This is a genomic window from Adlercreutzia faecimuris (assembly GCF_022669055.1).
Classification (GTDB): Bacteria; Actinomycetota; Coriobacteriia; order Coriobacteriales; family Eggerthellaceae; genus Enterorhabdus; species Enterorhabdus faecimuris.
The window spans coordinates 1,031,210-1,056,265 of the sequence record NZ_JAJMLW010000001.1 but is presented as its reverse complement, the minus strand read 5'-3'; the positions used below and the strand labels follow the sequence as shown (position 1 = coordinate 1,056,265).

Annotated in this window: 27 protein-coding genes, 2 tRNA genes and 1 pseudogene; 10 read left to right on the top strand and 20 right to left on the bottom strand. The window is 68.8% G+C overall.

The genetic code is table 11. The annotated features are described in order from the left end of the window. Positions 1–12: 12 nt before the first annotated feature. The gene (locus LPT13_RS03840; protein ID WP_242163694.1) at positions 13–354 is read right to left on the bottom strand and encodes a hypothetical protein; all 342 of its coding nucleotides are present in this window, start codon (positions 352–354) and stop codon (positions 13–15) included. Between the two features lie 132 nt (positions 355–486). Between LPT13_RS03840 and LPT13_RS11890 the strand changes: the two genes are divergently transcribed. Then, positions 487–738 carry a helix-turn-helix domain-containing protein gene (locus LPT13_RS11890; RefSeq protein ID WP_430622555.1) on the top strand — a complete coding sequence of 84 codons (252 nt, stop codon included), beginning with the start codon at positions 487–489 and terminating at the stop codon, positions 736–738. Here LPT13_RS11890 and LPT13_RS03835 read toward each other — a convergent pair. After that, on the bottom strand, positions 674–895 hold the full coding sequence (locus LPT13_RS03835; RefSeq protein WP_242163692.1) for a helix-turn-helix transcriptional regulator: 222 nt from the start codon (positions 893–895) through the stop codon (positions 674–676). The genes LPT13_RS11890 and LPT13_RS03835 overlap by 65 nt on opposite strands. 98 nt (positions 896–993) lie before the next feature. Further along, a tRNA-Arg gene (locus LPT13_RS03830) sits at positions 994–1,068 on the bottom strand. 67 nt (positions 1,069–1,135) lie between these two features. Here LPT13_RS03830 and LPT13_RS03825 point away from each other — a divergent pair. Continuing rightward, entirely contained in the window at positions 1,136–1,579 is a 444-nt protein-coding gene (locus LPT13_RS03825) for a hypothetical protein (RefSeq protein ID WP_242163690.1), read from the top strand. A 174-nt stretch (positions 1,580–1,753) separates the two neighbouring features. Here LPT13_RS03825 and LPT13_RS03820 read toward each other — a convergent pair whose 3' ends face one another. Further along, complete coding sequence (locus tag LPT13_RS03820) at positions 1,754–1,987, bottom strand: helix-turn-helix transcriptional regulator (protein ID WP_242163688.1); 234 nt, start codon at positions 1,985–1,987, stop codon at positions 1,754–1,756. Next, a complete protein-coding gene (locus LPT13_RS03815) occupies positions 1,984–2,199 on the bottom strand; it encodes a hypothetical protein (protein ID WP_242163687.1) in 216 nt (71 codons plus the stop codon). Before LPT13_RS03815 ends, LPT13_RS03820 begins: the two co-directional genes overlap by 4 nt. Positions 2,200–2,263: 64 nt before the next feature. Between LPT13_RS03815 and LPT13_RS03810 the strand changes: the two genes are divergently transcribed. The 5 genes and pseudogenes from LPT13_RS03810 (at position 2,264) to LPT13_RS03790 (ending at position 6,287) form a co-directional block, all read left to right on the top strand. Continuing rightward, positions 2,264–2,719: a helix-turn-helix transcriptional regulator gene (locus LPT13_RS03810; protein WP_347263844.1), complete on the top strand. Its 456-nt coding sequence runs from the start codon at positions 2,264–2,266 to the stop codon at positions 2,717–2,719. After that, positions 2,720–3,460 carry a hypothetical protein gene (locus LPT13_RS11825; protein WP_242163683.1) on the top strand — a complete coding sequence of 247 codons (741 nt, stop codon included), beginning with the start codon at positions 2,720–2,722 and terminating at the stop codon, positions 3,458–3,460. It begins immediately after the preceding gene. A gap of 109 nt (positions 3,461–3,569) precedes the next feature. Further along, positions 3,570–3,833: pseudogene (locus LPT13_RS11820) on the top strand (S24 family peptidase); the annotation flags it as partial. 219 nt (positions 3,834–4,052) lie between these two features. Continuing rightward, positions 4,053–5,003, top strand: a complete 951-nt coding sequence (locus LPT13_RS03795; protein WP_242163678.1) for an Abi family protein — start codon at positions 4,053–4,055, stop codon at positions 5,001–5,003. A gap of 237 nt (positions 5,004–5,240) precedes the next feature. Further along, positions 5,241–6,287 (top strand): tyrosine-type recombinase/integrase, encoded by a 1,047-nt coding sequence (locus tag LPT13_RS03790; protein ID WP_242163676.1) that lies wholly within the window; start codon positions 5,241–5,243, stop codon positions 6,285–6,287. Between the two features lie 90 nt (positions 6,288–6,377). On the opposite strand, the gene LPT13_RS03785 is transcribed toward LPT13_RS03790, so the two are convergent. From LPT13_RS03785 to LPT13_RS03760, 6 genes are all read right to left on the bottom strand, one after another. Next, positions 6,378–6,453 (bottom strand) — tRNA-Ala (locus tag LPT13_RS03785). A gap of 114 nt (positions 6,454–6,567) precedes the next feature. Continuing rightward, complete coding sequence (locus tag LPT13_RS03780; protein WP_242163674.1) at positions 6,568–8,358, bottom strand: ABC transporter permease; 1,791 nt, start codon at positions 8,356–8,358, stop codon at positions 6,568–6,570. A gap of 119 nt (positions 8,359–8,477) precedes the next feature. Further along, positions 8,478–9,455 (bottom strand): ABC transporter ATP-binding protein, encoded by a 978-nt coding sequence (locus LPT13_RS03775; protein WP_242163672.1) that lies wholly within the window; start codon positions 9,453–9,455, stop codon positions 8,478–8,480. Between the two features lie 72 nt (positions 9,456–9,527). Then, a complete protein-coding gene (locus LPT13_RS03770; protein WP_242163670.1) occupies positions 9,528–10,610 on the bottom strand; it encodes an extracellular solute-binding protein in 1,083 nt (360 codons plus the stop codon). 514 nt (positions 10,611–11,124) lie between these two features. Continuing rightward, positions 11,125–12,351, bottom strand: a complete 1,227-nt coding sequence (locus LPT13_RS03765) for a glycosyltransferase family 4 protein (protein WP_242163668.1) — start codon at positions 12,349–12,351, stop codon at positions 11,125–11,127. 115 nt (positions 12,352–12,466) lie between these two features. Next, positions 12,467–12,802: a Veg family protein gene (locus tag LPT13_RS03760; protein WP_242163666.1), complete on the bottom strand. Its 336-nt coding sequence runs from the start codon at positions 12,800–12,802 to the stop codon at positions 12,467–12,469. 608 nt (positions 12,803–13,410) lie between these two features. Here LPT13_RS03760 and LPT13_RS03755 point away from each other — a divergent pair. Then, the gene (locus LPT13_RS03755) at positions 13,411–14,376 is read left to right on the top strand and encodes a MarR family transcriptional regulator (RefSeq protein ID WP_242163664.1); all 966 of its coding nucleotides are present in this window, start codon (positions 13,411–13,413) and stop codon (positions 14,374–14,376) included. A gap of 108 nt (positions 14,377–14,484) precedes the next feature. On the opposite strand, the gene LPT13_RS03750 is transcribed toward LPT13_RS03755, so the two are convergent. From LPT13_RS03750 to LPT13_RS03735, 4 genes are read right to left on the bottom strand one after another with little or no spacing between them, the layout of a single operon-like run. Further along, positions 14,485–15,258 (bottom strand): hypothetical protein, encoded by a 774-nt coding sequence (locus tag LPT13_RS03750; protein WP_242163662.1) that lies wholly within the window; start codon positions 15,256–15,258, stop codon positions 14,485–14,487. Between the two features lies 1 nt (position 15,259). Next, the gene (locus tag LPT13_RS03745) at positions 15,260–17,101 is read right to left on the bottom strand and encodes an FAD-dependent oxidoreductase (RefSeq protein WP_242163661.1); all 1,842 of its coding nucleotides are present in this window, start codon (positions 17,099–17,101) and stop codon (positions 15,260–15,262) included. Further along, positions 17,094–17,618, bottom strand: a complete 525-nt coding sequence (locus LPT13_RS03740; protein ID WP_242163659.1) for an FMN-binding protein — start codon at positions 17,616–17,618, stop codon at positions 17,094–17,096. The genes LPT13_RS03745 and LPT13_RS03740 overlap by 8 nt, the downstream gene beginning before the upstream one ends. Positions 17,619–17,629: 11 nt before the next feature. After that, positions 17,630–18,166 carry a cytochrome c3 family protein gene (locus tag LPT13_RS03735; protein ID WP_242163657.1) on the bottom strand — a complete coding sequence of 179 codons (537 nt, stop codon included), beginning with the start codon at positions 18,164–18,166 and terminating at the stop codon, positions 17,630–17,632. Between the two features lie 465 nt (positions 18,167–18,631). Between LPT13_RS03735 and LPT13_RS03730 the strand changes: the two genes are divergently transcribed. Next, entirely contained in the window at positions 18,632–19,228 is a 597-nt protein-coding gene (locus LPT13_RS03730) for a TetR/AcrR family transcriptional regulator (RefSeq protein WP_242163655.1), read from the top strand. A 64-nt stretch (positions 19,229–19,292) separates the two neighbouring features. Continuing rightward, positions 19,293–20,405 carry a DUF5692 family protein gene (locus tag LPT13_RS03725; protein WP_242163653.1) on the top strand — a complete coding sequence of 371 codons (1,113 nt, stop codon included), beginning with the start codon at positions 19,293–19,295 and terminating at the stop codon, positions 20,403–20,405. 96 nt (positions 20,406–20,501) lie between these two features. Here LPT13_RS03725 and LPT13_RS03720 read toward each other — a convergent pair whose 3' ends face one another. From LPT13_RS03720 to LPT13_RS03700, 5 genes are all read right to left on the bottom strand, one after another. Further along, a complete protein-coding gene (locus LPT13_RS03720) occupies positions 20,502–20,717 on the bottom strand; it encodes a DUF6440 family protein (protein ID WP_242163651.1) in 216 nt (71 codons plus the stop codon). Between the two features lie 282 nt (positions 20,718–20,999). Continuing rightward, positions 21,000–21,800, bottom strand: coding sequence for an SDR family NAD(P)-dependent oxidoreductase (locus tag LPT13_RS03715; protein ID WP_242163648.1), 801 nt, complete (start codon positions 21,798–21,800; stop codon positions 21,000–21,002). A 368-nt stretch (positions 21,801–22,168) separates the two neighbouring features. Then, positions 22,169–23,125 carry a 16S rRNA (adenine(1518)-N(6)/adenine(1519)-N(6))-dimethyltransferase RsmA gene (gene rsmA, locus LPT13_RS03710; protein WP_242163646.1) on the bottom strand — a complete coding sequence of 319 codons (957 nt, stop codon included), beginning with the start codon at positions 23,123–23,125 and terminating at the stop codon, positions 22,169–22,171. Next, complete coding sequence (locus tag LPT13_RS03705; protein WP_242163644.1) at positions 23,112–23,831, bottom strand: flavodoxin family protein; 720 nt, start codon at positions 23,829–23,831, stop codon at positions 23,112–23,114. The genes rsmA and LPT13_RS03705 overlap by 14 nt, the downstream gene beginning before the upstream one ends. A 473-nt stretch (positions 23,832–24,304) precedes the next feature. Further along, positions 24,305–25,030, bottom strand: coding sequence for a formate dehydrogenase accessory sulfurtransferase FdhD (locus LPT13_RS03700; protein WP_242163642.1), 726 nt, complete (start codon positions 25,028–25,030; stop codon positions 24,305–24,307). Positions 25,031–25,056: the final 26 nt, after the last annotated feature.

Below are 25,056 nucleotides of genomic sequence, written 5' to 3'. Positions count from 1 at the left end.
GCCACCTCCTTCCTAGACCTTCGGCAGGTCGCCCGGCCACGGGTTGCGCGCCCGCGCCGGCGCGGCCAGCGGCTCCTTCATCTCCATGAACACGCGGCCCCTCCTGCGGAACACCCGCACGTCGGAGCGCCTGCCCAGGTGGTACAGCTCGGTGTTGAGGGCCGCCGTCAGGCTCTGGACGGCGCGCAGCCATCCCTCCGAGCCCTCACCGGGGTACCCCGTCACCTCGCACACGTCGCCGTTCTTGGCGAGGGACATGAAGTCCATCGCCGCCTCGAACGCGAACTGGCGCATCGGGCTGCGCGGCTCGTCGCGGTACGGCGGTATCTCCGCGCGCGAAATGGGCGTGATCATCGCTGCCTCCTTTTACGTCTTATTCGAGTTACGTCCTAATTGAGCTACGTCCTAATAGTAGCACGCTCAACAAGATCGTATAAGCACAGGAATGAACTTCCGTACAATTTGAGCGTAAACGGAAGGAGCGCAGTGTTCGGCAAAAGACTCCGCCAGGCCCGAATGGACGCTGGCCTCACGCAGCAGGCGCTCGCCGATCTGATCGGCGTGTCCCTGCGCAACTATCAGAACTACGAGCAGGGGTCGCGAAACCCCCCGCTAGACACCCTCGCGAGCATCGCCGCGACGCTCCGCGTGTCTGCCGACTACCTGCTCGGCCTCACCGACCATTCCGAGCCCTACGAAAGGCGTTGGATTCTCTTAGACAACGCTGATGAACGCTGAACAGGTCTTCCAGGGCGTCCCAAATCTCGAACGCGCCTGTCTTTGATCCAGCCTCGATGTCTTGGTAGTACCGCAGGCTGATCCCCAGCCGGTCGGCCACCTGCTGCTGCGTCATGCCGGCGCCCTTGCGGGCGGCCTTGAGGTTGTCTCGTGACATGGGCGCCACCTCCCCTCGTCCATGTAGTCCACCAATCATCTGGGGGTCGCTTTTCACGCCAGCGTTCCCCAAGTCGGCCATTCGGTTTTCAATGTGCGTGGCGCCCGCCCGGGGAGTCGAACCCCGACGCCCGGCTTAGGGGGCCGGCGCTCTGTCCGTTGAGCTAGGCGGGCGCTGTTGCGGAAAACGAGATACGGAAAACGGGCGCGTATGATTGAAAAGGGGAGAACAGGGGGCAAAATGGAGCTATGCAAGCTGCCAGCAGAGGACGAACGTCTCTTAGGTCAACTCAAGGAGATTGACGAAAGCAGCGGCGAAGACGCCGTAATCAACAAGATTGAATCGATAAGGAACGATTACGTCTCCGGTTGTGGAAACAGGAAAGAGATCGAATCAGCAAACAGCGCATTGATCGGGCTTGCACAGGCAAAAATGATCGATTGCTGGTTCGACGATAGGACAGAGACTTATGGTGGGCTGACAAGCCGAGGAAGAAGCTACTTTGAAGACAAGGCAGAGGCTATTCGCGAGAGAAAAGCCGAACATCGCCATGACTACAAGGTATCCCTGTTCAGCGCAGCGATTGGATTCCTATTGGGCTTGTTGTCTGAAAAACCTGGACAGGATAGTCGCCGCTATAGCAAGCCTCACCACTGCCCTACCAATCTCATGAACAGCGAATAGAAAAGGCCTAGTGCAAACGAAGCGGAAAAGCATCTGAGAAAAATACGCTTATCAGAGTCGGTGAGCTTCAATTTAGGCCACCTTTCCCGCGTCCGCTTTCCGTATCTCGTTTTCAAGGTGCATAGACTTTGGCGTGACTAAGCCGCGCTGTAGGTATCTGGTGGTTAACCTTCGCTAGATAGCGTCAGCCGGCGGCGTCCACCCGACCAAAGCGTCGATGGAGCAGCCCAGGGCCTTTGCCATCTTGTAGGCCTGGTCAAGCCCCGGCGTCGTGCCGCCCATCTCGTAGCGGGCGACGCTGTTCTGGCCGACGCCGGACTCCTTCGCCAGGTCGTCCTGGCTCCAGCCGTGCTTAGCGCGCTCGACCTTGAGGTTCCGCGCGACCCTCTCGTTCTCGTACTCGATCACTCGCCGTCACCTCCCCTCTTCCTCCCCGCGAGGCTCCACCCCGCGCTCATCCCCACGCACGCCAGGCACGCCCCGCACATAAGCGTCGCCATATGCGCGTCGCCCCTGATCACGAAGAAAATCTGAAGCGCCAGGAACACGGCAGCCAGGAGGCCGGCGACAAGGTGGACGGCCACATCCTGCGGATCACCCCTCATTTCTTCTCCCTTCACGGGTTCTCCTCAAAACTTCAACTTTGCGATGAAACGATTCTGATTAAATCAGCGTAAAGATGAAATGTCAAGCATGAATTTCATCTTTCTGTTGAACCGATTCAAATATAAATGTATGATTTGTGTTGGAGAGAAAGGGCAGAAGATGAACTTACAGTTGAAAAAACTGCGAACTCTCAAAGGTCTTTCTCAAGACGAAATGGCTGAGAAGTTGGGGGTGAAAACCAGCAGATATGGCACATGGGAGAGAGGTGAGCGCATGCTTTCCCTCAAGCAAGCCTATGACTGCGCAGTCATCCTCGGCTGCTCCATCGACGCCATAGCAGGCTACTCCCCTCCCGTCTCATACGCAGACCCTGCGCAGGAGGCCCTCAACGGCTACTGGGAGTCCATGAACGACAAGGGGCGGTCTGCCCTCCTCGGCACCGCCGAGCTCATGAGCGGGTCTCCGGACACGCGCATCGAAAAAGATAGGGCCGCGTCTCCTGGAATTCCGGCCCAGGTGGAGAGGAGCGCGTAGGTGAGCGAGGCGAAGGGGAAGGAGTGGACGGGTAGGAGGGTGCTGTCCGTCATCGGAAAGGCGGCCGTCGGCCTCGTAGGCCTGTGGTCTGGGGCCATAACGATAGTCGGCGAGCACGATGCGCAGCTGACGGGCTTCATGGCCTGGACGCTGGACAACTCGTGGTGGATGTTCCCGCTCGCCGCCCTCGGATGCGGCTTCTGGGCAGGATGGTCGCTGAGGCGGCGCCGGATGACCCGGGAGGGCGTCACCGCCGAGCGCATAGCCGAGCTGGAGGCCGAGAGGGACGACGCCGTCAGGCGCAGCGTCAACCCGTCCCGCTTTGCTGAGTTCAAGGCGTGGGAGCGCGAGACGGAAGAGTTCATGGCCATGCCGCGCGACCGCAAGCAGCTCATACTCGAGCTCCTGGACGGCGAGCAGCGCCGCGTGGAGAAGGACGACAGGCGGCGCATGAACGCGGCGGAGCTCCTCAACGCGCAGGGCTACCTCGACTACATAGACGAGGACGAGTCGGCGCGCGTGTTCCAGATCAGCGCGGCGACCAGGGCTAGGATCAGGCGCAAGCCTGCCGAGTGGGCCGCGGCGCTCGAGGAGGACGGCCTCCCCGACGAGGGCATCTTCTCCGAGGGGAACCGACTCGAGTACGACGAGCCGGTCAGCTTCAGGGTTACGGGATGGAAGAGGCCCGGGATATTCGACTTCCTCGACGAGTACGAGAAGGGCCTGGAGGGGCAGGAGTGAGCATGTACACGAAGGGCTACAAGGTCTACGCGAACAGGAGCGAGGAGCGGCTGACCCTCGCGCTCCAGACGGGAGGCGGCAAGATGCGGATCCTGGAGTCGAGGGAGACTGCATGGACAAGGTGTACCCAGAAGGTTGCCTCATTCTGGTGGACCCCGACCAGGAGCCCAGAAACGGCTCCATAGCCGCCGTGAGCATCGATGGGGCGAATTACGTCATGAGGCGCCTCCTGAAGACGCCTAGCACTATCGTGCTTGCGCCGGAGAGCTTCAATCCAGAACACGAGGACATCGTCATTACCGCCGCGAGCGGCAAGACCGTCGAGCTTGCCGGCACCGTTGTTTGGTACCAACCCGCAAAGGAGCTGGCATAGCTACACAGGAGGAGGCGAAAGCCGGAATCTACTTAAGTACAGAACTTTTAGATAGTTTCATAAATAGAAACGTTAAATTTTTTGTACCAAGTAATTGACCAAACATGGTTTCCATTGATAGAGTAATGGCAGTGGTTATGACGGGCAACTCCACGGAGTCCCGGCCAAGCAAAAGCGACTGCCTATCGGTGGTCGCTTTTGTGGTTTTAGGAAGACGTCATGGACAAGAAACCCTTCAAGAGTATCGAGGAGCAGGTCGAGCTGCTGCAATCTCGTGGCGTCAAGATCGACTCAACCACAGCAGGAATCTTGATGCGCGAGGGATACTACTCGGTAGTAAACGGGTACAAAGGCCCGTTTATCGACGAAGAGCGCACCAAGGAGGCGGGGGAAGACCGGTACAGGCCAGGCACGTCCTTTGACGATATCTATGGCGTGTTCGCCTTTGATCGGGATCTGCGAGAACTTACCTTTCATCACCTGCTGAGAATAGAGGCGTTGCTGAGAACCGTTTCCTGCTATACGTTCGCAGAGAGGCACCCTGAGTGCAGCAGCTACTTGGACAGGGGGTCATTTGCCACCCAGAAGGAGTACCGTGAGCTAGGGCTTTCCAACTATGCCCGCAACATGACAAGACTTCAGGCAACGTTCAACAATGCCTTGGAGAACCCAAGGAACGAAGCTGTGGAACACTACCTCCACGAATACGGAGAGGTGCCTATATGGGTTCTGGCCAACACGCTTTCCTTCGGCGCCATCGAGCACTTCTTCAATCTGATGAGCCGAGAGGATCAGAACCTTATCTGCAGGCGCATCGTGCAGATGACCGACAGCCCGGGCCACCTCGCTCCCATCTCAGCTAGGCGAGCCATTGACGTGTTGGTGAAATTCAGGAACATCTGTGCACACGACGAGCGCCTGTATTGCGCACGCGTCGACAAAAGGAACCCGGTCGACTACTTCGGATGTGTCTCCTACGCGTCAAAGTTCATGCCAAGCGATGAGTACGTTGCTCTCCTGAGGGGCATCGCCGCTCTAGCCGGCAAAGATTCCGGACTCAGCAAGGGCGCCTCGCACGTCATCCTCGCGATGGGGTTTGAGGACTTCGTCGTCCGGCACGACCAGCAAACAGAGTCGCTGATGAAGCTTCTCGAAAAGAAGGGAGTCTAGAAGATCGAGGAACAGAAAGCCCCGCGCGTCACAGGGCGGCAACCCTAGCACGAGGCTCGAAAGACACCCACCGAAAACGGAAGGCAAGGTGATTATACGCCATGATGCCCCATGCCTAGAGTCAGGGGAAGCGGCACGATAGTGCAGCTCGACAAGGGCGTCCCTAAGTCGAGGTGCCGAAGCTGGCAGCTGCGCGTATCCGTCGGACGAGACCTGGCGACCGGGAAGTACCGCACCATGACGCGGGCGTTCCACGGCACCCGCACCGAGGCTAAGGCCGCGCTGCGCGAGTTCATAGCCGAGGTAGAGCGCGGGGACGTCGTGTCCAAGTCCGGCGTCACGTTCGGGGAGTACGCCGACATATGGCTGGCGGTGCGGCGGGAGCAGAAGTCCCACGGCACGTGGCGCAGCTCACGCGAGCGGCTGAAGAACGCGCGGCTGCACCTTGAGGGCGCGCGGCTGGACGAGGTGACGCCGTCAGTGCTGGAGGACGTGTACTCGAAGCTGCTCGCCGGCGAGAGCGTGTCCGGGAGGCCGCTCAGGGGCACGACGGTGAGCGACGTCGCCGCGACGCTGCACGCCATGTTCAAGCAGGCCGTGAAGGACGGGCTCCTGACGGCGAATCCCTGCGACTGCGCCGAGGCGCCATCGCGTGATACGGCAGAGAAGACCGCGCTGCGCAGGGACGGCATCGTAGACCTCATCGACAAGCTCGACCCGGAGGATCCCATACAGTTCGCGATCCGGCTCATGGCCAAGACCGGCATACGGAGGGGCGAGGCGCACGGGCTGTCCGCAGGCGACGTCGACCGCGAGGGCATGATCCTGCGCATCAGGCACAGCTTCGACGACGACGGCAACCTCAAGGAGCCCAAGACCGCCGCCGGGGCGCGCGACCTCCCGCTCACGGAGAGCGCCATGTCCGACATCGAAGCGCGACTCGACGCGATAGAGCGCAGCTTCGCGCGAGCGAGGAGGCGGTACAAGGCCGAAGTGCCCGTGCTGGGGGACGACACGCCCCTCGTGTGCAACGGGCTCGGGGAGCGGATGCTGCCGCACTCCTCGACCCGCTGGTGGACGCGGAACAGGTCGTCCCTCGGATTCGGGGACATAACCCTCCACGGGCTTCGGCACAGCTACATAACGGAGCTGGCGAGGCGTAAGGTCGAGCCTAAGGTACTCCAGAAGATCGCAGGTCATGCGAAGTACAGCACCACCATGGACATCTACGCCCATGTTGACATGGAGGACAAGCGGGCTGCCCTGGACGTGGTTGACTGGTAGGCGTCAGAACGATTTGTCCATTTTTTGTACAAAGGTCAATTCCAGCAAAAAAGAAAGGTCAGGGTTTTTAAGCCCTGACCTGGTATTCCGTGGTGGAGATGATGGGATTCGAACCCACGACCCCCACGTTGCGAACGTGATGCTCTCCCGGCTGAGCTACATCCCCACGGGTCATGCGCCTTGGCGCAAGATCATATGATGACGGATGGCGGGGCGTTTGTCAACGCGCAAGACGGGGAATTCCACAACCGCCAGAGGCGGGAGCGTGCCCGACCGCGCGCTACTTCTCGGGCGGGAGGGCGGCCTGCCCTTCGTCGGCCTCCTCTGCGCAGCCGGGCGCGTCGACGCCCCGCGGCTTCGCACCGCCGGCTCCGCGCGCCCGGCGCCGGCGCGGGGCGTCCTCCACGCCGAGGCGGGCGGCGTCGAGGCGCAGGATGGCGAAGAGCAGCACGCAGCACAGCGCGATCACCAGCGCGCCGTAGGCCATGGACACGCCGATCTGGTACTCCTGCATGGTGGTGACGATGCTCACGGCGATGGGCCGGTTGTGCACGCCGTAGAGCAGCGCCGACATGGTGTACTCCCCCATCGTCCGCACGAACGCCAAGATGGCGCCGGCCAGCACCCCGGGCACGATGGCCGGCAGCACCACCTGGGCGAAGGTGCGCGCGGGCCCGGCGCCCAGGCTGCGCGCGGCCTCCTCGGCGTTCTCGCGCACGCCGCCGACGGCCACCCGCGACGCGTTGAGCAGAAGCGGCAGCGCCATCACGGCGTAGGCGATGGGCAGGATCTCGAAGGTGCCGATGAGGGGCCGCCCCAGCGAGAACGGCGACGGGCCGCTGAACACGTTGATGAGGTCGATGGCGATGACGCTGGCCGGCATGCACCAGGGCAGCATCAGCAGCCCCTCGAGCACGGCCGCCGGCAGGCTCTTCCCCTTGCGCGACGCGTAGGCCACGGGCAGCGTCAGCGCCAGGCCCGCGCCCACGGCCGCAAGCGCCATGACGAGCGAGTTTCCCAGGGGACGGAAGGTGCGCGGGTTGGTGAGGACGGCCTCGTAGTTGCCGAGCGTGAGGCCCGTGGGGAACACCTCGGTCATGATCGACTGGGTGGACATGAGCGACAGGTAGAAGATGACGGCCACGGGCAGCAGCACGACGACGAGCTGCACGGCGACGAACGCCGTGAACAGCCCCCGAGCCACGCGGGATCTCCCCACGTCGGGGCGCCAGTAGACCGCCCGCGCGCCCGCCGCCACCCGGTAGCGCCGCGCGAGGGCCGAGCACAGCGCCGTGGCCGCCACGCCGATGGCCAGAAGCACCATGACCTCCACCGACGCCAGCACCATGTCGTAGTTCACCTTCGCCAGCACGATCTGGGTGGAGAGCACCCGGTAGGTGCCGCCGATGAGCGCCGGGGCCGAGTACGACCCCACGGCCGACACGAACGTCGTCATGGCCGACACGATGACGGCCGGCCGCACCACGGGCAGCACGGCGTCGCGCACCACGCGCCCCATCCCGCCGCCCAGGCTGCGCACCGACTCCACCACGTTGGCATCGACGTACTGCAGCGCCGTGTAGACGTTGAGGTAGAAGTACACGTACTGGGTGTAGGTGATGACGAAGACGATGCCCCCGAACCCGCCGAAGGAGAGCAGCGGGCGGTCGGCCCCCAAAAGCGCGCCGAGGGCGCGGGTGACCATGCCGCTCTCGCCGTAGAGCTGCATGAACGCCACCACGATCACCACGCCGGGGATCATGACGGGGCTCATGAGCAGTATCTGGAGCAGGCGGCGGTGCCGCGTGCAGAAGAACCGCACGTAGACGGCGAGCGCGATGCCCACGACGGCGCAGGTCAGCGTCGAGGCGGCGCCCACGGCCAGCGTGTTGAGCACGGCCGTCTGGTTGACGGGGTCGGAAAGGAAGCCGGCGTAGGTGGCAAGGCCCGCCAGACCCCGGCCGTCGAGCGAGATGGCCGCCGTGCGCAGGGCGGGCACGAGGATGTAGCCCACGGCGAGGAAGGCGACCAGCGCGAAGTAGAGCGCCGCGGCCACGCCCAAGGGCGTCACGCGCCAGCGCCGCCGCGGCCACGCGGACCCGCCACGGCCGGCCCTCCCGGCATGCGCGCCGAAGGCGCGGGCGCCGAGGCGGGGGGACACGGCGTCGGATGCGGGGGCGGGCCCGCTCATCAGGCGCGCTCCACGGCCACGGCGTCGCCCTCGGCGAACACCGGCGAACGCCCGTCGTTGAGCATGAGCACGCCGACGCGCAGGACCGCGACGCCCTCCCCCGCGCCCTCGCACACCACCTCGTAGCGGGTGGCGAAGCCCTCGTAGCGCGCGACGGCGACGCGGCCCGTCAGCAGGGCGCGCGGGCCCGGCTCGGCCGCCAGGCGCAGTGCCTCGGGGCGCACGAGCGCCTCGCCCCCGTCGGGCCCCGCGCCGGGGATGCGGTTGACCTCGCCGGTGAAGGCCGCCACGAAGGCGTCGGCCGGGTGCTCGTAGACCTCGCGCGGGGCGCCCGTCTGGGCGATGGCGCCGGCGTGCATCACCGACACCGCGTCGGACAGCGCGAGCGCCTCCTGCTGGTCGTGGGTGATGAACAGCGTCGTCACCCCCACCTGGCGCTGGATGCGGCGGATCTCCTCGCGCATGCGCTGGCGCAGCTCGGCATCGAGGTTCGACAGCGGCTCGTCCAGAAGCAGCACCCGCGGCTCGGGCGCGAGCGCCCGGGCCAGCGCCACGCGCTGCTGCTGGCCGCCGGAGAGCTCCATGGCGTTGCGGTCGGCCAGATCGGCCAGCCCCACCAGATCGAGGTAGTCGGCCACCGCCCGGGCCGCGTCGGCCTTGGGGCGGCGCGCCACCCGCAGCCCGTAGGCCACGTTCTGCGCGACCGTCATCTGGGGAAACAGCGCGTAGTTCTGGAACACCACGCCCATGCGCCGCTTCTCGGGCGGCAGGTGCGTGATGTCGGCCCCGTCCATGAGGATGCGCCCGGAGTCGGGCCGCAGGAAGCCGGCGATCAGCCGCAGCGTGGTGGTCTTGCCGCAGCCCGACGGCCCGAGCACCGTGTGCAGCTCGCCGTCGGCGATGGTGAGGTCCACCCCGCACAGCACGGGCGCGCCCCCGTAGGAGCAGGTGACGGATTCAAGGGCGATGTCGGCCATGGGGCTTCCTGACGGTCGGGGCGGAAAAGCAACCGGGGCGCCCGGCGCGGACCGGACGCCCCGGCGGGCGGCCTAGCTCGAGGCCCCCGTCTTGTCCTGGCTGTAGATGGCGTTCTGCCACTCGTCGAGCCAGGCCTTCTGGTTGGCGGCGATGACGTTCCAGTCAGCCGGCAGCATCTTCACGTCGGCGCGCATCCACTCGGGCGCCTCGGCCAGCGCCGAGTCGAGCGTGGGCATGCGGTTGAAGTCGTTCGCCAGCATCACCTGGGTGTCCTTGCTGCCCACGTACTCGAGGAACGCCTGGGCGGCGTTGGGGTGCGGCGCGTCGTTGATGACGGCGGCGCAGTCGGTGACGATGACGTCACCCGAGGTCGCGTTCACGTACGCGAGCGGCATCCCGTTGTTGTCGCGGTTGTCGATGATGTCGTTCATGGTGGATATGCCCACCGACGCCTCGCCGTTGCCGATGGCCTTGAACATCATCGAGCCGGAGTTGTAGTAGTTCTTCACGTTGGCGTTGAGGCCGGTCAGGTAGTTGACCGCGGCCTCGTCGCCGCCGTCCTGGCTGAAGTAGTAGTAGAGGTTGCAGACGGCCGAGCGCATGGACGACGACAGGTAGTCGCGGGCGACGATCTGGTCGGCGAAGCGCGGGTCGGTCAGGTCAGACCAGTCCGCGGGCGCGTCGGCGGCGTCCAGCTTGTCGGTGTTGTAGAACATCATGACTGGCGTCTTGATGGTGCCGTACCACAGGCCCTTGTCGCTCTTGAACTCGCTCGGCAGCTCGGCGGCCCAGGTGGGGTCGGACACGGCGAAGCAGCCCTCGTCGGCCAGCTGCAGGTACACCGACACGTCGGCGCCGTACATCACGTCGGCCTGGGGGTTGCCCTTCTCGCTGCGGACGCGGTCGGCCAGCTCGCCCTTGAGGTTGACGAACTCGACGTTGACGCCGGTCTCGGCGGTGAAGTCGTCGGCCACGGCGGTCAGCAGCTTCTCGGGGTGGGTGGAGTAGACGACGACGGTGTCCTCGAGCTCCTGGGCGGGGGCGTCGGGGGCCTTGTCGGCCTCCTGCTTGGGGGCGTCGCCGCCGGAGCAGCCGGCCAGCGTGAGCGCCAGCGCGCCGGCGCACAGCGCGGCGGTGATCTTCCTGTTGAGCACGGATGTGCCTCCTCGGTCTCCTCGGCTCGGCTGGCGCGGGCCGCCGGGGAAGGCACCAGAGATGAGGTGGGTTCGCCGGCTGCGCGCACGGGGACGAGGCGCCCGCGAGGGGACGCGTCACTGCCGAGCGGCGTTCGCGGCATCCGCAGAAGATGTCGCCTTCCTGGACCCGCGGCGCGAGGGCGCGGGCGAAACGAACCGGATCGCCCCGAGGGCGGCCAAGGTGCAGAATCAATGGCCGGCCGCGATCCTCGCGCGAGTATAGCACGCCGGGCGCGCGGGGCCGGATCGACGGCCGGCCGGCGTTGACGTCCCGTAAGATAAGCGAAGAGGTCGGCGTTGGCAGAGGCGGGGGCGGGCGACGGGAAGGCCGCGGGGAGCCGGCAGACGGCGCGCGGAACGCGGGGCGAGGTGGCGGAGGCGGCAGGCCGGGGCAGGGCACCCGCCGGCGCGGCCCCCGGCAACGCGGCGGCACGCGGCGCCCCGCCCGCCAGGCGCCCGCCGGTGCCCTCCCCTAGCGCGCCCGGCAGGCGGCGAGCGCCCCCACGATGCGCTCGGTGACGCGCTCCCACGAGGCGCCCGAGGCGTCGCAGGCCACGCGCGGCGCGGCGATGGCCTGCTCGATGGCGCGGGCAAGCCGCTCCTCGAAGGCGGGCAGCGCCGCCGGCTCGGCCTCGTCGATGGAGGCCATGGCGGGCATCGCCACGTAGGTGACCGGCGCGCCGGGGATATGGCGCTCCAGCCAGGGGCGCAGCCCGGGCAGGTCGGTGACGACCACCTTGCAGCCGCAGGCCAGCGCCTCCACCACCACGAGCGGCAGCCCCTCGAACAGCGAGGGCAGCACGAACACGTCGGCCGCGCGGTTGAAGGCCGCCACGGCCGCGGGGTCGCGCCGGCCCTGCAGGCGCACGGGCCAGCGGCACGCGGCGACCTGGGCCGTGATCTCGGCCAGCTCGGCCTCCGACCCCGACCCGCCGATGAGGTCGGCCTCCAGGCCGGCGGGCGCCTCCACCGCGTCGAGGGCGCGCAGCAGGCTCGCCACCCCCTTCTTCTGGGTGATCTTGCCCACGAAGACGATTCGCGCCGGACGCGGGTCGCCGACCTCCGCGCCGCCGGGCGCCTCCTCCCCCGCCGGCGCGAACACCCGGCAGTCGTAGCCGGCGCCCACCACGTCGATGCGCGCGGGATCGACCCCGTAGACGTCGGCGACCTCGCGCGCCTGCTCCTCGTGGAGCGCGAACACGCGGTCGAGCCCGCGCACCCCCGCGATGATGCGCTCGCGCTCCAGGCCGTGGGTCTGCATCTGGCGCAGGTCGGTGGAGTGGCACACCGCGCCCATCGGCCGGTGCTCCAGCCGCTCGCGCGCGATGGCCGTGAGCAGGTAGAGGTGGTGGCACAGCACCACATCGGGCCGGAAGGAGGCGTCCATCGCGTCGAGCGCCTCGGTGAAGGCGGCCTCGTAGAGCGCGCACTGCGCGGGCGTGAGGTCGCGGTAGCGCGTGGCGCGGTAGGGCATGGCGTCGGACATGCCGCAGACGGGGAAGGGCACCGCCTCGGTCTCGAAGCGCACGGCGCGCACCTCCACGTCGGCCGGCAGGGTGGTCACCACGTCGTCGGGGCCGATGCCGCAGATGACGGCCGCCTCGTGCCCGAACGCGCGCTGGGCAGCCACCAGCTGCGCCAGGTAGGTGCCGCTGCCGGTGGAGTCGGGCTTCTGGGCGAGGACGTTGAGGATTCGCATGGCGTGCCTTTCAGGAGGGAGGGGATGGAAGAGAAGCGCCCCGCGGCCAGGGGCGGCGGGGCGCTTGCAACGGTCGCTGCGCGACGGGGGCGGCGGGACGGTGCGGGCGGGAGGCCTAGGCCAGCACGCGCTCGGCCTCGGGCTCGCCCAGGAGGCCGTCCTCCAGCGGGTTCTCCTCGATGAACGGGGCGAACAGCGGCTCGCCGTTCTGCGACAGCTCCACCATGCCGGTGAGCACGTCGACGTACTGGTAGGACTGGCGGGCGGTGCGGCCGCGCTTGCGGTCCACCTCCATGATGAACAGCTGGGGGTGCACCTGGGTCAGCACGCCCTCGCTCTCGACGATCTTCGAGCGGCCCATGTTGGCGCGCACCTTCAGTCGTTGACCGACGAAGTCATGAAGGGTATCATGAATGCCATCGACGATCTTTGCCTGCTTGGCCAAATCCATGCTCAATCATCCTTACCGGGTGTCTCGGGGCAAAACTCACAGATAACAGCTGCATATCATACCATCCTTGTCAAGCAAAAGTTAGGCTTGGTAAGTTTTTCCTGGCTATCCACACAGGACGGCGACACGCGGCGCGCCCGAGGGCGCGGGTGGGCGGCGACACGCGGCGCGCCCGAGGGGCGCGGGTGGGCGCGGGTGGGCGGCGCGCGGCGCGCCCGAGGGGCGCGGGGCGGCGCGACGCGTCCGAGGGGCGCGAGTGGGCGGCGGCACGCGACGCGCCCGAGGGACGCACGCGGCCCTCCGGTGGACAAAAAGCGGCGATCTCGCATCTCGGTGGACAAAAAACGCCGATCTCGCAGGCCACCCGAAGCCCTGCGCCAACCACCAGCGATTCTGACCTGGGGAAACGCGCAGCACAGCTTCCCCATCCCGATTCTGGGCCCCCGAAAACCCGCGAGATCGGCGTTTTTTGTCCACGGCGCGCCGGCGGGGCAGCGGCGACGTAGCGCCCTTGTGGATTCTTCGCGGCGCGCGGCGCGGGGGCGCGCGGGAGGGCTAGACTTATCGCTACACCGATGAACTAACTCTCGTCCGAGCCGAAGGTGACCATGACCCCCGCTTCCCCCGCATCCTCCTCCCCCGCCGCCCTCCGCGCCGGCGCGGACGACCTGACGCTCGACTCCACGTACTTCGTGGCCTTCGAGATGGCCCACGAGGCGCTGCGCCGCGGGCTCGCCGCCGCCAGCACGCTCAACGCCACCCAGTACCGCGTGCTCACCAAGCTGCTCCAGGCGCCCGGCGCCGTCAACCAGGGCGAGCTCGGGCGGCTCCTGGCCCTCAAGCCCAACGTGGTGACCCAGGCGGTCGACGCGCTCGAGGCCGCCGGCTACGTCACGCGCACCGCCGGCGACGCCGACGGGCGCACCCGCTTCCTGGCCGTCACCGACGAGGGCGCCGCCCACGTGGCCGCCGTGAACGAGGCGCTCGTGGCCAGCCTCTACGCCACCTTCCCCACCGACAACCCGGCCTACCGCACCATCCTGGAGGCCGCCATCGCCGCCGGCGCGCGCATCGAGCCGCCGCTCGACGGGGGCCAGCCGCCGCGCTTCCCCGCCACGCGCGCCCTCATGGCCGTCGAGCTCATCCGCCAGGAGACCGAGCGCACCCTGCGCGAGGCCTGCGGCGCCTCGTTCAACGAGTGCCGCATGGTCCAGCGCCTGGCCGAGGAGGGGCGGCCCCAGCGCCTGGGGCTGCTGGGCGAGTCGCTGCTGCTGTCGTCGGTGAACGCGGCGCGCGCGGCCGACCGGCTGGTCCGGCGCGGGTGGGCGCGGCGCCTCCGATCGCCCCAGGACAAAAAGGCGGTCTACGTGGCGCTCACCGACGAGGGGGCGTTCCAGGCCGACCTCATCGGCGCGACGGTGAACGAGCTGGCGCGCACCCGCCTGTGGGCGAACCTGGAGCCGGGGCAGCGCGACGCCATCGCCCGGGTGGGGCACACCGTCGTCGCCGACCTGCGCGACCGCAAGGCCGCCCGCGAGCAGGCAGAGCTCGACCAGCTGGTGCCCGCGGAATAGGGCGCGACAAACGGCGTTGGGAAAAGAGAAAGCCGGGCCACCCGTCTAGGGCGGACCCGGCTTAACCATTAACCGATGCTGCCCGGCCAGGCGGGGCGCCGATTGATCCTACTGCAGCACAGGGGCGCCTACTGCGCCACCGGATCCCGCCGCCTTGGCCGCACGGGCGCGCCGGGCCACGCGGGCGGCGAGCGCCGTCATGAGGAGGTTGGCCGCCACGTCGGCGGCGACCCAGCCCAGAAGCGCGGGCACCTGCACGCTCGCCTGGTTGAGCGCGGCGAACGTGCCCAGGGTGAGCGCGGCCGCCACGGCGCCGCAGACGGCGCAGGCCGCGAGCAGCGACGCGGCCAGCGAGCGGCCGGCGCGGGCGCGCTCGACGCAGGCCACGAGCACCATCTGCGCCGCGGCCAGGAGCGTCCCAATGAACGCCGCGAACGCCACGGCGCCCAGCGCGATCACCGGCAGCCCCGGCAGCTTCGAGCTCATCGACCCCACCTGCACGGCCGAGAGTATCCCCAGCGCCAGCACCGCCAGGCACACGACGGCCGCGAGCGCCGTCGCCCAGCCCCACAGAAACGCGACGACCGGCCGGCCGGCGCCCTCCTCGCCGCGGGCGTAGAGGACCGCGCCCAGCACGGGGCCGGCGGTGGACACCACCAGCGCGAGCCCCGCCGCGAACATGAACGCCACGAGCGCCGACCCGGTCAGGATGGAGCAGACCACGTCCAGCATGGGCACCCCCGACGCCGAGATGTAGTCGAAGGCCAGGATGCCCGTCGCGCCGGCCACCCCGAGCGCCACGCGCCCCAGAAGCGCCACCACGAGCGCCAGCCCGAACAGCGTGAGGTAGGGCCGCGCCGTCCTCCGCATGACCTCTCCCATGCTACTCACCCCTCTCGTTCGCCACCGCGGACGTGCCGCACAGGTACCCGCCGCAGAAGGCGAGCCCGACGTCTCCCATGAGCGATCCCAAGATGGGGTCGCCGATGTAGCTGTTCTCGCCGCAGGCGCCGCCGGCGGTGTGCCAGCCGGCGTAGAGCCCGGGGATGACCAGGCCGTCGGTGCCCACCACCTGCATCTGGTCGTTGATGAGCAGGCCGGCCTTGGTGCCGTAGAGGTTGCCGCCGATGCGGCAGCCGTAGAAGGGCGGGTCGAGGACGGGGTGCAGCCACTCGGGCGGCATCGGGTACAGGAAGTCGTCCTCGCCGCGCGCGCAGGCCTCGTTCCACGCGGCCACGGCCCCGGTGAGCACGCCCGGGGCGAACCCCAGGTCGGCCTCGAGCTCCTCCAGGGTGTCGCGGCGCTTCAGCACGTCGGCGTCGATGGCGTCCTGCACGCCGTGATGCCAGTCGCGGTAGTGCTCGGGCACCTTGTCGATCTGCTCGAGGTCGGGCGTGATGAGCTTGCGGCAGTGCTCCTGGGCGAAGCCGGCCAGGTGGTCCTCGTAGTGGGAGTCGAAGATGATGTAGGAGCGGTGGCCCGGCGGGGTCATCTGGATGGTGGCCAGGTCGCCCAGGGCGTAGATGGCGTTGGCGCCGTCCTCGCCCACGCGGGAGTCCATGTAGCGCAGGCGGTTGCCGCAGCGGTCGATGGTGAGCCACGGCTGGCGCGAGAGCTGGGTCATGCCATCGTAGAGGAACCGCGCCCACTGGCCGCCCTCGGCCTGCCAGTCCACGCCGCCGTCGAAGGAGGCCGAGCTGTTGAAGCCCGACACGTCGGCGCCGACGCCGAGCCCCATGCGGAAGCACTCGCCCGTCTCGCCCGCCGTGAGGTAGCTCGACGCGCAGCCCATGGCCGCCGTGGGGATGTACTTGTCCAAGAGCGCCTTGTTGTTGCAGAAGCCGCCGGCCGTGAGGATGACGGCGTCCTTCGCGTGGATGTAGCGCTCATGGGAGAAGCCCTCGTTGACGACCACGCCCACGATGCGTCCGCCGTCGTCCCGTACGAGGGCCACGGCCGGGCTCTGGAACTTGTAGTCCACGCCCTGGCGCTGGCCGTAGGCGAACATGGCGTCGGTGGCGTCCTTCATCTTCAGCACGTGGTGGTCGAGCGTTGAGTTCTTCGGCGCCACGTACACGGGCACCTCGCCGAGGCGCCACTGCACGCCGCAGTCGGCCATCCAGTCAAGCGACTTGCCGCCCTCGGAGGCCAGCCGGTAGATGAGCTTGGGATCGGCCGCGTAGTGGTACTCGTCCATGGCCCAGTCGGTGAGCGCCTGGGCGTCGAAGGGGTAGCTCGGGAAGGCGAACTTCTTCTCGTCCTGGCCGGAGTACCCGCCCAGGATGCCGCACATGCCCGCCTCCTGGGCGTTGCCGCCGTGGAGCCCGAGCGCCTCGACGCAGATGACCTTCGCGCCCAGCTCGGCGGAGCGGGCCGCGGCGTTCAGGCCGCCCCCGCCGGCGCCCACCACGCAGATGTCGCACTCGTAGTCCCACACGTCGGGCACGGCGCGCGGCGGGATGGGGCTTGCGTCGTTGGCAGGGAAGCACGCCGGGTTGTGGTCGCGGTAGGTGCCGTCGGACGCGCTCGCGTTGGTGGCGTCGCTGGCCGGCGTGGGGATGGCGGCGCTGCCGTCGGCCGCCCAGTCGCCGATGCGGCCCTCGGCGGCCAGGGCCGCGTCCGGGCCCAGGAGCGCCGTCGCCGCGGCGGCCGTGGCGGCCAGGGCGCCCCCGGCCAGAAAGTCGCGGCGCGACAGGCCGCGGGCGGAAACGTCTGCCTTACTCATCGTCGGCTCCCTTCTCGGCGGCGCCGGGCACGGCCGCGTCGGCGGCGGCGCCCGCCTCGGACTGGGCGAGCGCGTCATCCACGGCCTGGCGCACGCCGGCGGTGGTGATGGTGGCGCCCGATATGGCGTCGATGTCGGATCCCTGCGCCGCCTCGATCATGGCGGCGAACTTGCCGTCGCGGATGGCCTCGTAGCCGCCGCGGCTCTGGCTCTCGCCCTCCTGGGTGGTCTCCAGGCAGGTGATGCGCCCGTCGCTGACCAGCAGCGTCACGGTGATGGGGCCCTCCATGCCGCGGCCCGTGCCGGTGTACACGCCGTCATGCAGGTCGCCCTCGGCCCGCGCCTGCGGGTCGGCCACTACCTCGGCGGCCCACGGGTCGTCGGCGCGCAGGGCCAGCTGCTCGGCGGAGGCCGCGTCCTTCGACCCAGACCCCTCGAAGCTGGCGCCGCATCCCGCGAGCCCCAGGGTGAGCGCCGCGGCCCCGCAGGCCACGGCCGATAGCCTCGTCGTCCTCATCGCATCCTCCTTCACTTCGCGGCCGCGGCGTCGGTGCGGACCGGCTCGGCCCAGCCCTCGGGAACCGCGTAGTCATGGCAGGTGTTGCAGTACATAACCGACTGCTCGTGGACGCCGTGGCAGTTGGAGCAGTCGATGGCGCGGCCCTGGTGCGAGTCGTGAGGGTTCACGCCGGGCTCGCCGCCCCAGTCCGCGGTGGCGGCGATGACCTCGGCCATGTCGTGGCAGCCGGCCGTGGCGCACAGGGCCTCGTCCGCACGCACGCCCACGCGGGTGAGCAGCCCGTTCTCGTCCATCGGGTAGTCGCCGGACACCCACACCATCGCCTCGTGCACCTGGTCCTCGATCTTGGCCTCGTGGCACTGGAGGCACGTCGTTCCCGCCGTCATGTGGGCGTGGGCCAGCAGGGAGTCATCCTCGTAGTAGCCGTCGACGTAGGCGTCCATGGGCTGGTGGCAGACGGCGTTGCAGAAGCTGGGCTGCTCGTGCCACACCCAGAAGCCGCCTCCCGCCACCAGGAGGACGACCGCCACCACGCCCACGGCCACGGGCCACCGCCGCCGGGGCCGCCGCGCGGCCGGGGCCTCCTGCGCGGGCGCCGCGCCGGGCGCGCCGGCATCCGGGCACCCCGCGTGCCCCGCGCCTGCCGAGGCGGCGTCCGAACGTCCCGCAGACCCCGTCCCCGCCGGGACGTCCGGAGCCCGTCCCGCCGAGGCGCCTGGGCCCTCCGCCGGGCCCGCCCCTGTCTTCCGCTCGTCCATAGCGCCTCCCGTCTTTTCATCATCGCTTCCTAGTAATTGCTTCACCGAAGTATTTTTATTAATACATCAATGAAGTTTATTGCGGCGAGTATAGCACCATCGTCCCAGTACAGAAAAGCATTCATTGACGTATGGTTACAAGCCGTCAACCATTGACGGATTGTCAAATGTGTACATTGACGGGCTGTCAATTCACGAGTAATCTTCGCGACCGTAAGAACCGGATCGAGTGCGAGGGAAGGGAGGACCGCCATGGCAAGCCCGACGGAGCGCCGCGAGGAGATCATCGCCGCGACCCGCGCCCTCTACGAGGAGAAGGGGCTCGCGCGCACCACCATCCAGGACATCGCCAACCGCCTGGGCGTGGCGCGGTCGCTGTTCTACCACTACTTCCCCGACAAGGAGGCCGTCACCTCGGCGGTGCTCGACGCCTACATCGCCGACTACCTGGAGGCGCTGCACTACTGGAACGACAACCGGCGCCCGGGCGACATCGAGCACGCGCTGTCGAGCGTCGTCCACCTGCTGCGCGTGGCGCTGTTCGAGCACGACGCCTTCCGCACCGCGCTCGCCTCGCGCGAGAACGCGGCCCTCTACCTCGACTTCGTCAACCGCGTGGCCGACCAGACGGCGGCCTACCTCCTCGAGAGCACCGTGCGCGACTACGAGGCGCGCCACGAGGTGCGCATCGATCATCGGTACGAGACGTTCTACGTGCTCATCCTGGGCATCATCGGCTACATGCGCCAGCACCCCGACGCCGACGACGCCCTCATCGCCGACCTCATCGCCCAGACGCTCCACATGGAGCGGGGCACCTCGCCCCGGGCGGCGCCCCTCCCCTGCTAGCGACCAGCCGCGCAAGCGGACAAGGCACATAAGAAGGAAACCGAGACCTAAGGAGGATTCACCCATGTTGTTCGACGTCTACGGCCCCAACGCCCTGTACCAGTGGGCCGGGCTCATCATCGTGCTCGTCGCCCTCATCCTGCTCAACGAGCTCGCCCGACGCTCCAAGGCCGGCGGCGTGTTCATGTTCTTCGGCGTCTGCGGCGCCATGACCGTCTACTGCCTGGCCGTCGAGATCGGCGCGGCCATGGGCGCCGAGTGGGCGCTCACGAACCCCACCCACACCGACATGAACAGCTGGTTCCACTACGCGAAGGTCTACGCCGCCACCGCAGGCTGCATCGGCTTCATGATGATCAAGTACTCCTGGACGAAGGTGGGCCGCTCCCACTGGTTCAAGGCCTTCCCCTTCGTCATCGTGGCCATCAACATCCTCATCGCCGTGGTGAGCGACTTCGAGAGCGCCATCCGCGCCTTCGGCACCACCTGGGTGTCCTCCGAGGGCGTCACCCTGTACGGCGGCTGGCACAACGTGTTCAACGGCATCGCCGGCATCCTCAACATCTTCTGCATGACCGGCTGGTTCGGCATCTACATCTCCAAGAAGCGCCAGGACATGCTGTGGCCCGACATGACGTGGGTGTTCATCATCGCCTATGACCTGTGGAACTTCTGCTACACCTACAACAACCTGCCCACCCACTCCTGGTACTGCGGCATCGCGCTGCTGCTCGCCCCGACCATCGCCGGCCTCATCTGGAACAAGGGCGGCTGGATCCAGAACCGCGCCTTCACGCTTTCCATGTGGTGCATGTTCTGCCAGATGGTGCCGATGTTCGCCAACGACTCCATCTTCGCCGCGCAGTCGGTGAACAACCCGGACGTGAACCTGGTCGTGTCGCTTCTGGCCCTGTTCGCCAACATCGCCGCCCTGGCCTACATCGTGTACCGCTCTAAGAAGCTGGGCGTGAACCCCTACAAGCAGGAGGTCTTCGTGGGCACCAAGGACTTCCGCGAGGCCATGGAGCGCCGTGCCGACACGGCCGAGCTGCTGGCCACCGAGCCCAAGAGCGCCACGCCGGCCGAGATCGCCGAGATGGTGGCCTACAACGAGCTGCCCGCCGAGGGCACCCCGGGCTTCGTCTACGTCGCCGTCGAGGAGGACGTGCGCAAGTAACGCCCGCCCGCTGGGACACCCCCTCCCCCAAGGGCCCCGCAGCCGAACGGCCGCGGGGCCCTTCCCTTTGCGCCGCGCGCCCGCGCCCGCGGCGCGTTAGTCGTCGTCTTCGATGGCGAGGCGGTCGATCTCGTCGAGCGGCGTGACCACGGGCTTGCCGTCGGCGTCGAGCAGCACCGTGAGGCCCGACCCCATGTTGTTGGTGTTGCAGATGAGCAGGAGGTAGTTCACGCCGGTCAGCGTGTCGACGTAGACGCGCTGCTGCTCGAAGACGCCGGCGTAGTAGATCCGGACGAAGCGCTTCTTGGCCATGATGGCTCCTTCGTGGGCGATGCGGGATGCCGCGCGCCCCGCCCCATCGCCCACCCCGCGGGAACGCGCAGGGGCAGTGTAGGCGCCCGGGGCGGAAACCATGGCGAAAACGCCGGCGGATGCCTGTCCAAAGTCTTTGACATCCCCGGTCAGGGCCGTGAAAGCGAGGAGGCCCGCCATCGGCGGGCCCCCTCGCAGGCGGGGAAGGACGCGGGCGGCGGCCATCCCCGAAGGGCGGGGCCGCCACCGGGCGGCCCCCTTCTCGTCTCGGGAGGACGGGGGCTACGGGCGCTGGCCCATGCCGCCCTCGAGCGTGAGCGTCTCGCCGCTCATGAACTTGAAGTCGGGGTTGGCCAGCTGCACGACCACGCGCCCGATCTCCTTCTCGACGTCGCCGTAGTGGCCCATGGGGGGCATGTGCACGTTGGCCTCGAAGGCGTCGGGGTAGGCCTCCTTGAAGTTCTCGAGCGCCGTGGTCCAGGCCAGCGGGCACACGACGTTGACGTTGATGCCGTCGGGGCCCCACTCGGTGGCGGCCACGCGGCTCATGCCGCGGATGCCCTCCTTGGCGGCGGCGTAGGCGCACTGGCCGTAGTTGCCGAACAGCCCCGCGCCGGACGCGAAGTTGATGACCGAGCCCTTCGTCTCCTTGAGGTACGGGTAGCAGGCCTGCATGTAGTAGAAGGTGGCGTAGAGGCCCGAGTAGATGGCCAGGTCGAACTGGTCGGTGGTGTGGTCGCCCAGGGTGACGCCCGACGCGGACGCCTGGGCGTTGTTCACCAGCACGTCGATGCGGCCGAACTTCTCGATGGCCTGGTCGATGACGGACTGCACGACGGCCTTATTGTCGGCGCCGGCGTTGACGTCGGCCTGCACGGCGAGCACCTGGATGCCGTAGGCGGCCTCGAGCTTCTCCTTGGCGGTCTCGAGCTTGGCCACGTTGCGGCCGGTGATGACGAGGTTGGCGCCCTCCTTGGCGTAGGCGGTGGCGATGCCGTAGCCGATGGAGCCGGCCGAGCCGTCCTTCAGCGCGGCGAAGCCGGCGCCGGTGATGATGGCGGTCTTGCCCTCAAGAAATCCCATGGTTCCTCTTCTCTCCTGCGATGGCGGGCCGCCCGGTCGGGCGCCCGAAGAAACACACGCGACTATAGCAGAAGCGGCCGCTCCCCGCCGGCCGCGGACGCCTCGCGCGCCGGGAGGGAGCGCCCTAGGGAAGGTCGGCGGACGCCAGGACGCGGGTGCGCGGGCCGGGAGGCGGCGACGAGGGCCTCCACGGGATGGGCGAGCACGCCCTCCAGGCCCCGGGCGCCGGCCGCCGAGGCGCGCGCCTTCCCCGGGCGCCGACCGTTGGCCTGCGCGCCGCCGCCCGAGGCGGGCACGGGCGCGCGGTCGAGCGCCTCCTTGAAGCCCTCGTTGCGCGTTTTCGAGTAGCGGCGCGCCACGTACGGCCCCTAGAGGCCCGCGGCCGCCACGAGGGAGCCGCCCCGGTCGAGCAGGGCCGTGCCCAGGCGGATGAACTCGGCCTGGTCGAGGGTCTCGCCGCGGCGCGCCGGGTCGATGTCCGCGGCCTCCCACACCTTCGCGAGCGCGGCCGCGGCGTCCGCGGGCGCCGCGCCCCGGCCGGCGAACCACGTCTTGGCCGAGTTGGCGAGCGTCTTGCGGCGGCTGGCGAAGGCGGCGTCGGCCATGGCGCAGGCGGCGCGCACGGCCCGCGGCCCGAGGGGGATGCCCGCCGCGTCGACGGGCAGGCGGCGCTCCAGGCGCACCACGGCGCTGTCCACCCGCGGCGGCGGGAAGAAGTTGCCCGGCCCCACGGCAAAGCGCCCGGCCAGCTGCGCGTGGAGCCCGAGCTTGACCGTGTAGGCCCCGTAGCTCTTGGTGCCGGGGCGCGCGGCCATGCGGTCGGCCACCTCGCGCTGCACCATGACGGTGGCCGACTGGAGGGACGCGAAGCGCTCGAGGTAGTCCAGCACCACGGTGGCCGCCACGGCGTAGGGCAGGTTGGCCACCAGCTTGCCCGGCGAGCCGCCGGGCACCTCGGGCTCGCAGCCGACGGCCCGCAGGTCGTCGGCCGTCACGTCGAGGGCGTCCTTGCGGATGAGCGCGAAGCCCTCCTTCCACGGGTCGAGCGTCTCGGCCAGCACGGCCGGCAGGTCGGGGTCGCGCTCGACCGACACCACGCGGGCGGCATGGCGCAGAAGCGGGATGGTGAGCGTGCCGAGCCCCGGTCCCACCTCGAGCACCACATCGTCGGGCCCCACCTGGGCAAGCTCGACGATCTTGCGCAGGATCTCGTCGTTGACCAGGAAGTTCTGCCCCAGGGTGTACTTGGCCTGGAGCCCGTGGTCCTCGAGCACCGCGCGGGCGGCGGACACCGAGGACAGGGGCGACATCCTATCGGCGGCCATCGCGGCGCTCGTCCTCCCAGGGGTCGTCCCAGCCGTCGTCCTCGTCTTCCGCGGGCGCGGGCGCGTCGGCCCCGTCGCCCCACGCGGCGTCCAGCGGCTCGACGGGGTACTCGTCGGCCTCGGCGGTGATCTCGCCGTCGGCGTCGATCTTGCCCACCCAGTCCAAGACGAGCTCAAGACGGAACCCGGCCACGGCCAGGGCCGAGCGCACGGTGCCCACCAGAGGCCCGATACCGTGGGGGTCGCCCCCCTCCCCCACCACGTGGAGGACAGCCGGGCGGGCGGGGCCGCGCCGCGCGTCGGACCAGTAGTAGGGCTGCAGGCGGTCGAGCAGGGCCTTCATCTGGGCCGGGGCGGAGGCGAAGTAGACCGGGGACACGACGATGAGCTCGTCGGCGGCGTCGAGGTGCTTGCGCACCTCGGCCATGTCGTCGGCGATGACGCACTGGTGCCGGGCCGCGTCGCTGGCGGCCATGGCCGCGCAGGGGGACAGCGGGTCGCCCTCGGGGGGCGCGGCGGGCGGCTCGGGCCGGGCGGCTCGGCAGGCGTCGCAGCCGGTGCAGGGCGCCACCTCGGTGCTCGCCACCGACACGATGGACACGCCGTCGCCGGGGCATTCCTCGATGCAGGCGTTGAACAGCTCGTCGGCCAGGTGGGCGCTGCGCCCGTCAGCCCGCGGCGAGCCGGCGATGATGAGTCGGTGCATGGAGGTCCGTCCTTCCGGTAGGGTTCGGCCACCCATTATCGCACCTCCGCCGCGTTTCGCCACCCCCGCGCCGGCCCGGAGGCGGGGGCGTGGACAAAAAACGGCGATCTCGCAGGAAAAGGCGGGCGCCTCTCGCAGGCGCGAGCGCGTTTCCCCAGGTCAGCGAAGCGAGGGAATCGGAGAAGGGCGGAGAAGGGGGCGCGAGGGCTGCGAGATCGCCGGTTTTTGTCCACGCGAATGCGAGATCGCCGGTTTTTGTCCAAGGATCTGGACGAAAACCGGCGATCTCGCAGGAGGGGGGGGCGGAACGGCGCCGCAGCCTTGGCGAGGAGGCGCGAGGGCTTCCCAGGGGAGGGGCGCGAGGGCCCCAGGGCGGGCGACGTGCCCCCGCGGCCTAGGCGGGACGGGGCGGGGCGAGGCGACACGCCCCCACGACCTAGGCGGACGGGGCTCCCCGGCGCCGCCTCCGCGGCCTAGGCCGCGGAGGCGGCGCCGGGGAGCCCGAAGAGGCGGTCGGTGGGGTCGTTGAACACCTTGACGGAGTCGGGCCGCGCGCAGCAGATGAGGGTGAGGCCCGTCTCGCGCGCCGTCTGCACGGCCAGGTCGGTGGGGATGGACTTGGTGGCCAGCACGGGGATGCCGGCGCGGATGACCTTGGAGATCATGTCCAGCGGAATGCGCCCGCTGGAGAACACGAGGCAGCGCTCGCGGGGCAGCCCCGCGTCGAGCGCGTGTCCGATGGCCTTGTCGAGGGCGTTGTGGCGCCCCAGGTCCTCGCAGGCGAAGCGCAGCTCGCCGTCGAGGGCCAGATAGCAGCTGTGGGTGCCGTAGGTGGCGTGGTGCAGCGGGGTGTCCTCGGCGAAGGCGCGCGCCAGGGCGAGTACCTGGGCCGGATCCCACGCCCCCGGCCGCGACACATCCGCGCCCGCCGGCACGTCGCGGCGCCGGCCGGCCGTGCCGTAGGTGGGCACCGCCGCCACGCCGGCGGGCGCGGCGGCGCCCGGGGCCAGAACCACGTCGGCCCGCGATCCGTCGGCCGTCACGGAGAGGGAGCGCACGTCGGCCGCCTCGGCGATGACGCCCGACGTGAGCAGCCGCCCGAGCACCAGCTCGCGCAGGTAGGTGGGGGTGCAGGTCAGCTCCATGGCCAGCGCGCCGTCGACGTGCACGTCCAGGGCGTGCTCGGCGGGCAGCTCCACCCGGCGGCACTCGCCGCGGACGACGG

What these genes read in the sequence shown, in the direction of transcription:
- LPT13_RS03840 (WP_242163694.1), bottom strand. Translation starts at nt 354, where the DNA reads ATGATCACGCCCATTTCGCGCGCGGAGATACCGCCGTACCGCGACGAG.
- LPT13_RS03835 (WP_242163692.1), bottom strand. Translation starts at nt 895, where the DNA reads ATGTCACGAGACAACCTCAAGGCCGCCCGCAAGGGCGCCGGCATGACG.
- LPT13_RS03825 (WP_242163690.1), top strand. Translation starts at nt 1,136, where the DNA reads ATGGAGCTATGCAAGCTGCCAGCAGAGGACGAACGTCTCTTAGGTCAA.
- LPT13_RS03810 (WP_347263844.1), top strand. Translation starts at nt 2,264, where the DNA reads ATGTCAAGCATGAATTTCATCTTTCTGTTGAACCGATTCAAATATAAA.
- LPT13_RS03795 (WP_242163678.1), top strand. Translation starts at nt 4,053, where the DNA reads ATGGACAAGAAACCCTTCAAGAGTATCGAGGAGCAGGTCGAGCTGCTG.
- LPT13_RS03790 (WP_242163676.1), top strand. Translation starts at nt 5,241, where the DNA reads ATGACGCGGGCGTTCCACGGCACCCGCACCGAGGCTAAGGCCGCGCTG.
- LPT13_RS03775 (WP_242163672.1), bottom strand. Translation starts at nt 9,455, where the DNA reads ATGGCCGACATCGCCCTTGAATCCGTCACCTGCTCCTACGGGGGCGCG.
- LPT13_RS03765 (WP_242163668.1), bottom strand. Translation starts at nt 12,351, where the DNA reads ATGCGAATCCTCAACGTCCTCGCCCAGAAGCCCGACTCCACCGGCAGC.
- LPT13_RS03760 (WP_242163666.1), bottom strand. Translation starts at nt 12,802, where the DNA reads ATGGATTTGGCCAAGCAGGCAAAGATCGTCGATGGCATTCATGATACC.
- LPT13_RS03755 (WP_242163664.1), top strand. Translation starts at nt 13,411, where the DNA reads ATGACCCCCGCTTCCCCCGCATCCTCCTCCCCCGCCGCCCTCCGCGCC.
- LPT13_RS03750 (WP_242163662.1), bottom strand. Translation starts at nt 15,258, where the DNA reads ATGGGAGAGGTCATGCGGAGGACGGCGCGGCCCTACCTCACGCTGTTC.
- LPT13_RS03745 (WP_242163661.1), bottom strand. Translation starts at nt 17,101, where the DNA reads ATGAGTAAGGCAGACGTTTCCGCCCGCGGCCTGTCGCGCCGCGACTTT.
- LPT13_RS03740 (WP_242163659.1), bottom strand. Translation starts at nt 17,618, where the DNA reads ATGAGGACGACGAGGCTATCGGCCGTGGCCTGCGGGGCCGCGGCGCTC.
- LPT13_RS03730 (WP_242163655.1), top strand. Translation starts at nt 18,632, where the DNA reads ATGGCAAGCCCGACGGAGCGCCGCGAGGAGATCATCGCCGCGACCCGC.
- LPT13_RS03725 (WP_242163653.1), top strand. Translation starts at nt 19,293, where the DNA reads ATGTTGTTCGACGTCTACGGCCCCAACGCCCTGTACCAGTGGGCCGGG.
- LPT13_RS03720 (WP_242163651.1), bottom strand. Translation starts at nt 20,717, where the DNA reads ATGGCCAAGAAGCGCTTCGTCCGGATCTACTACGCCGGCGTCTTCGAG.
- LPT13_RS03715 (WP_242163648.1), bottom strand. Translation starts at nt 21,800, where the DNA reads ATGGGATTTCTTGAGGGCAAGACCGCCATCATCACCGGCGCCGGCTTC.
- rsmA (WP_242163646.1), bottom strand. Translation starts at nt 23,125, where the DNA reads ATGGCCGCCGATAGGATGTCGCCCCTGTCCTCGGTGTCCGCCGCCCGC.
- LPT13_RS03705 (WP_242163644.1), bottom strand. Translation starts at nt 23,831, where the DNA reads ATGCACCGACTCATCATCGCCGGCTCGCCGCGGGCTGACGGGCGCAGC.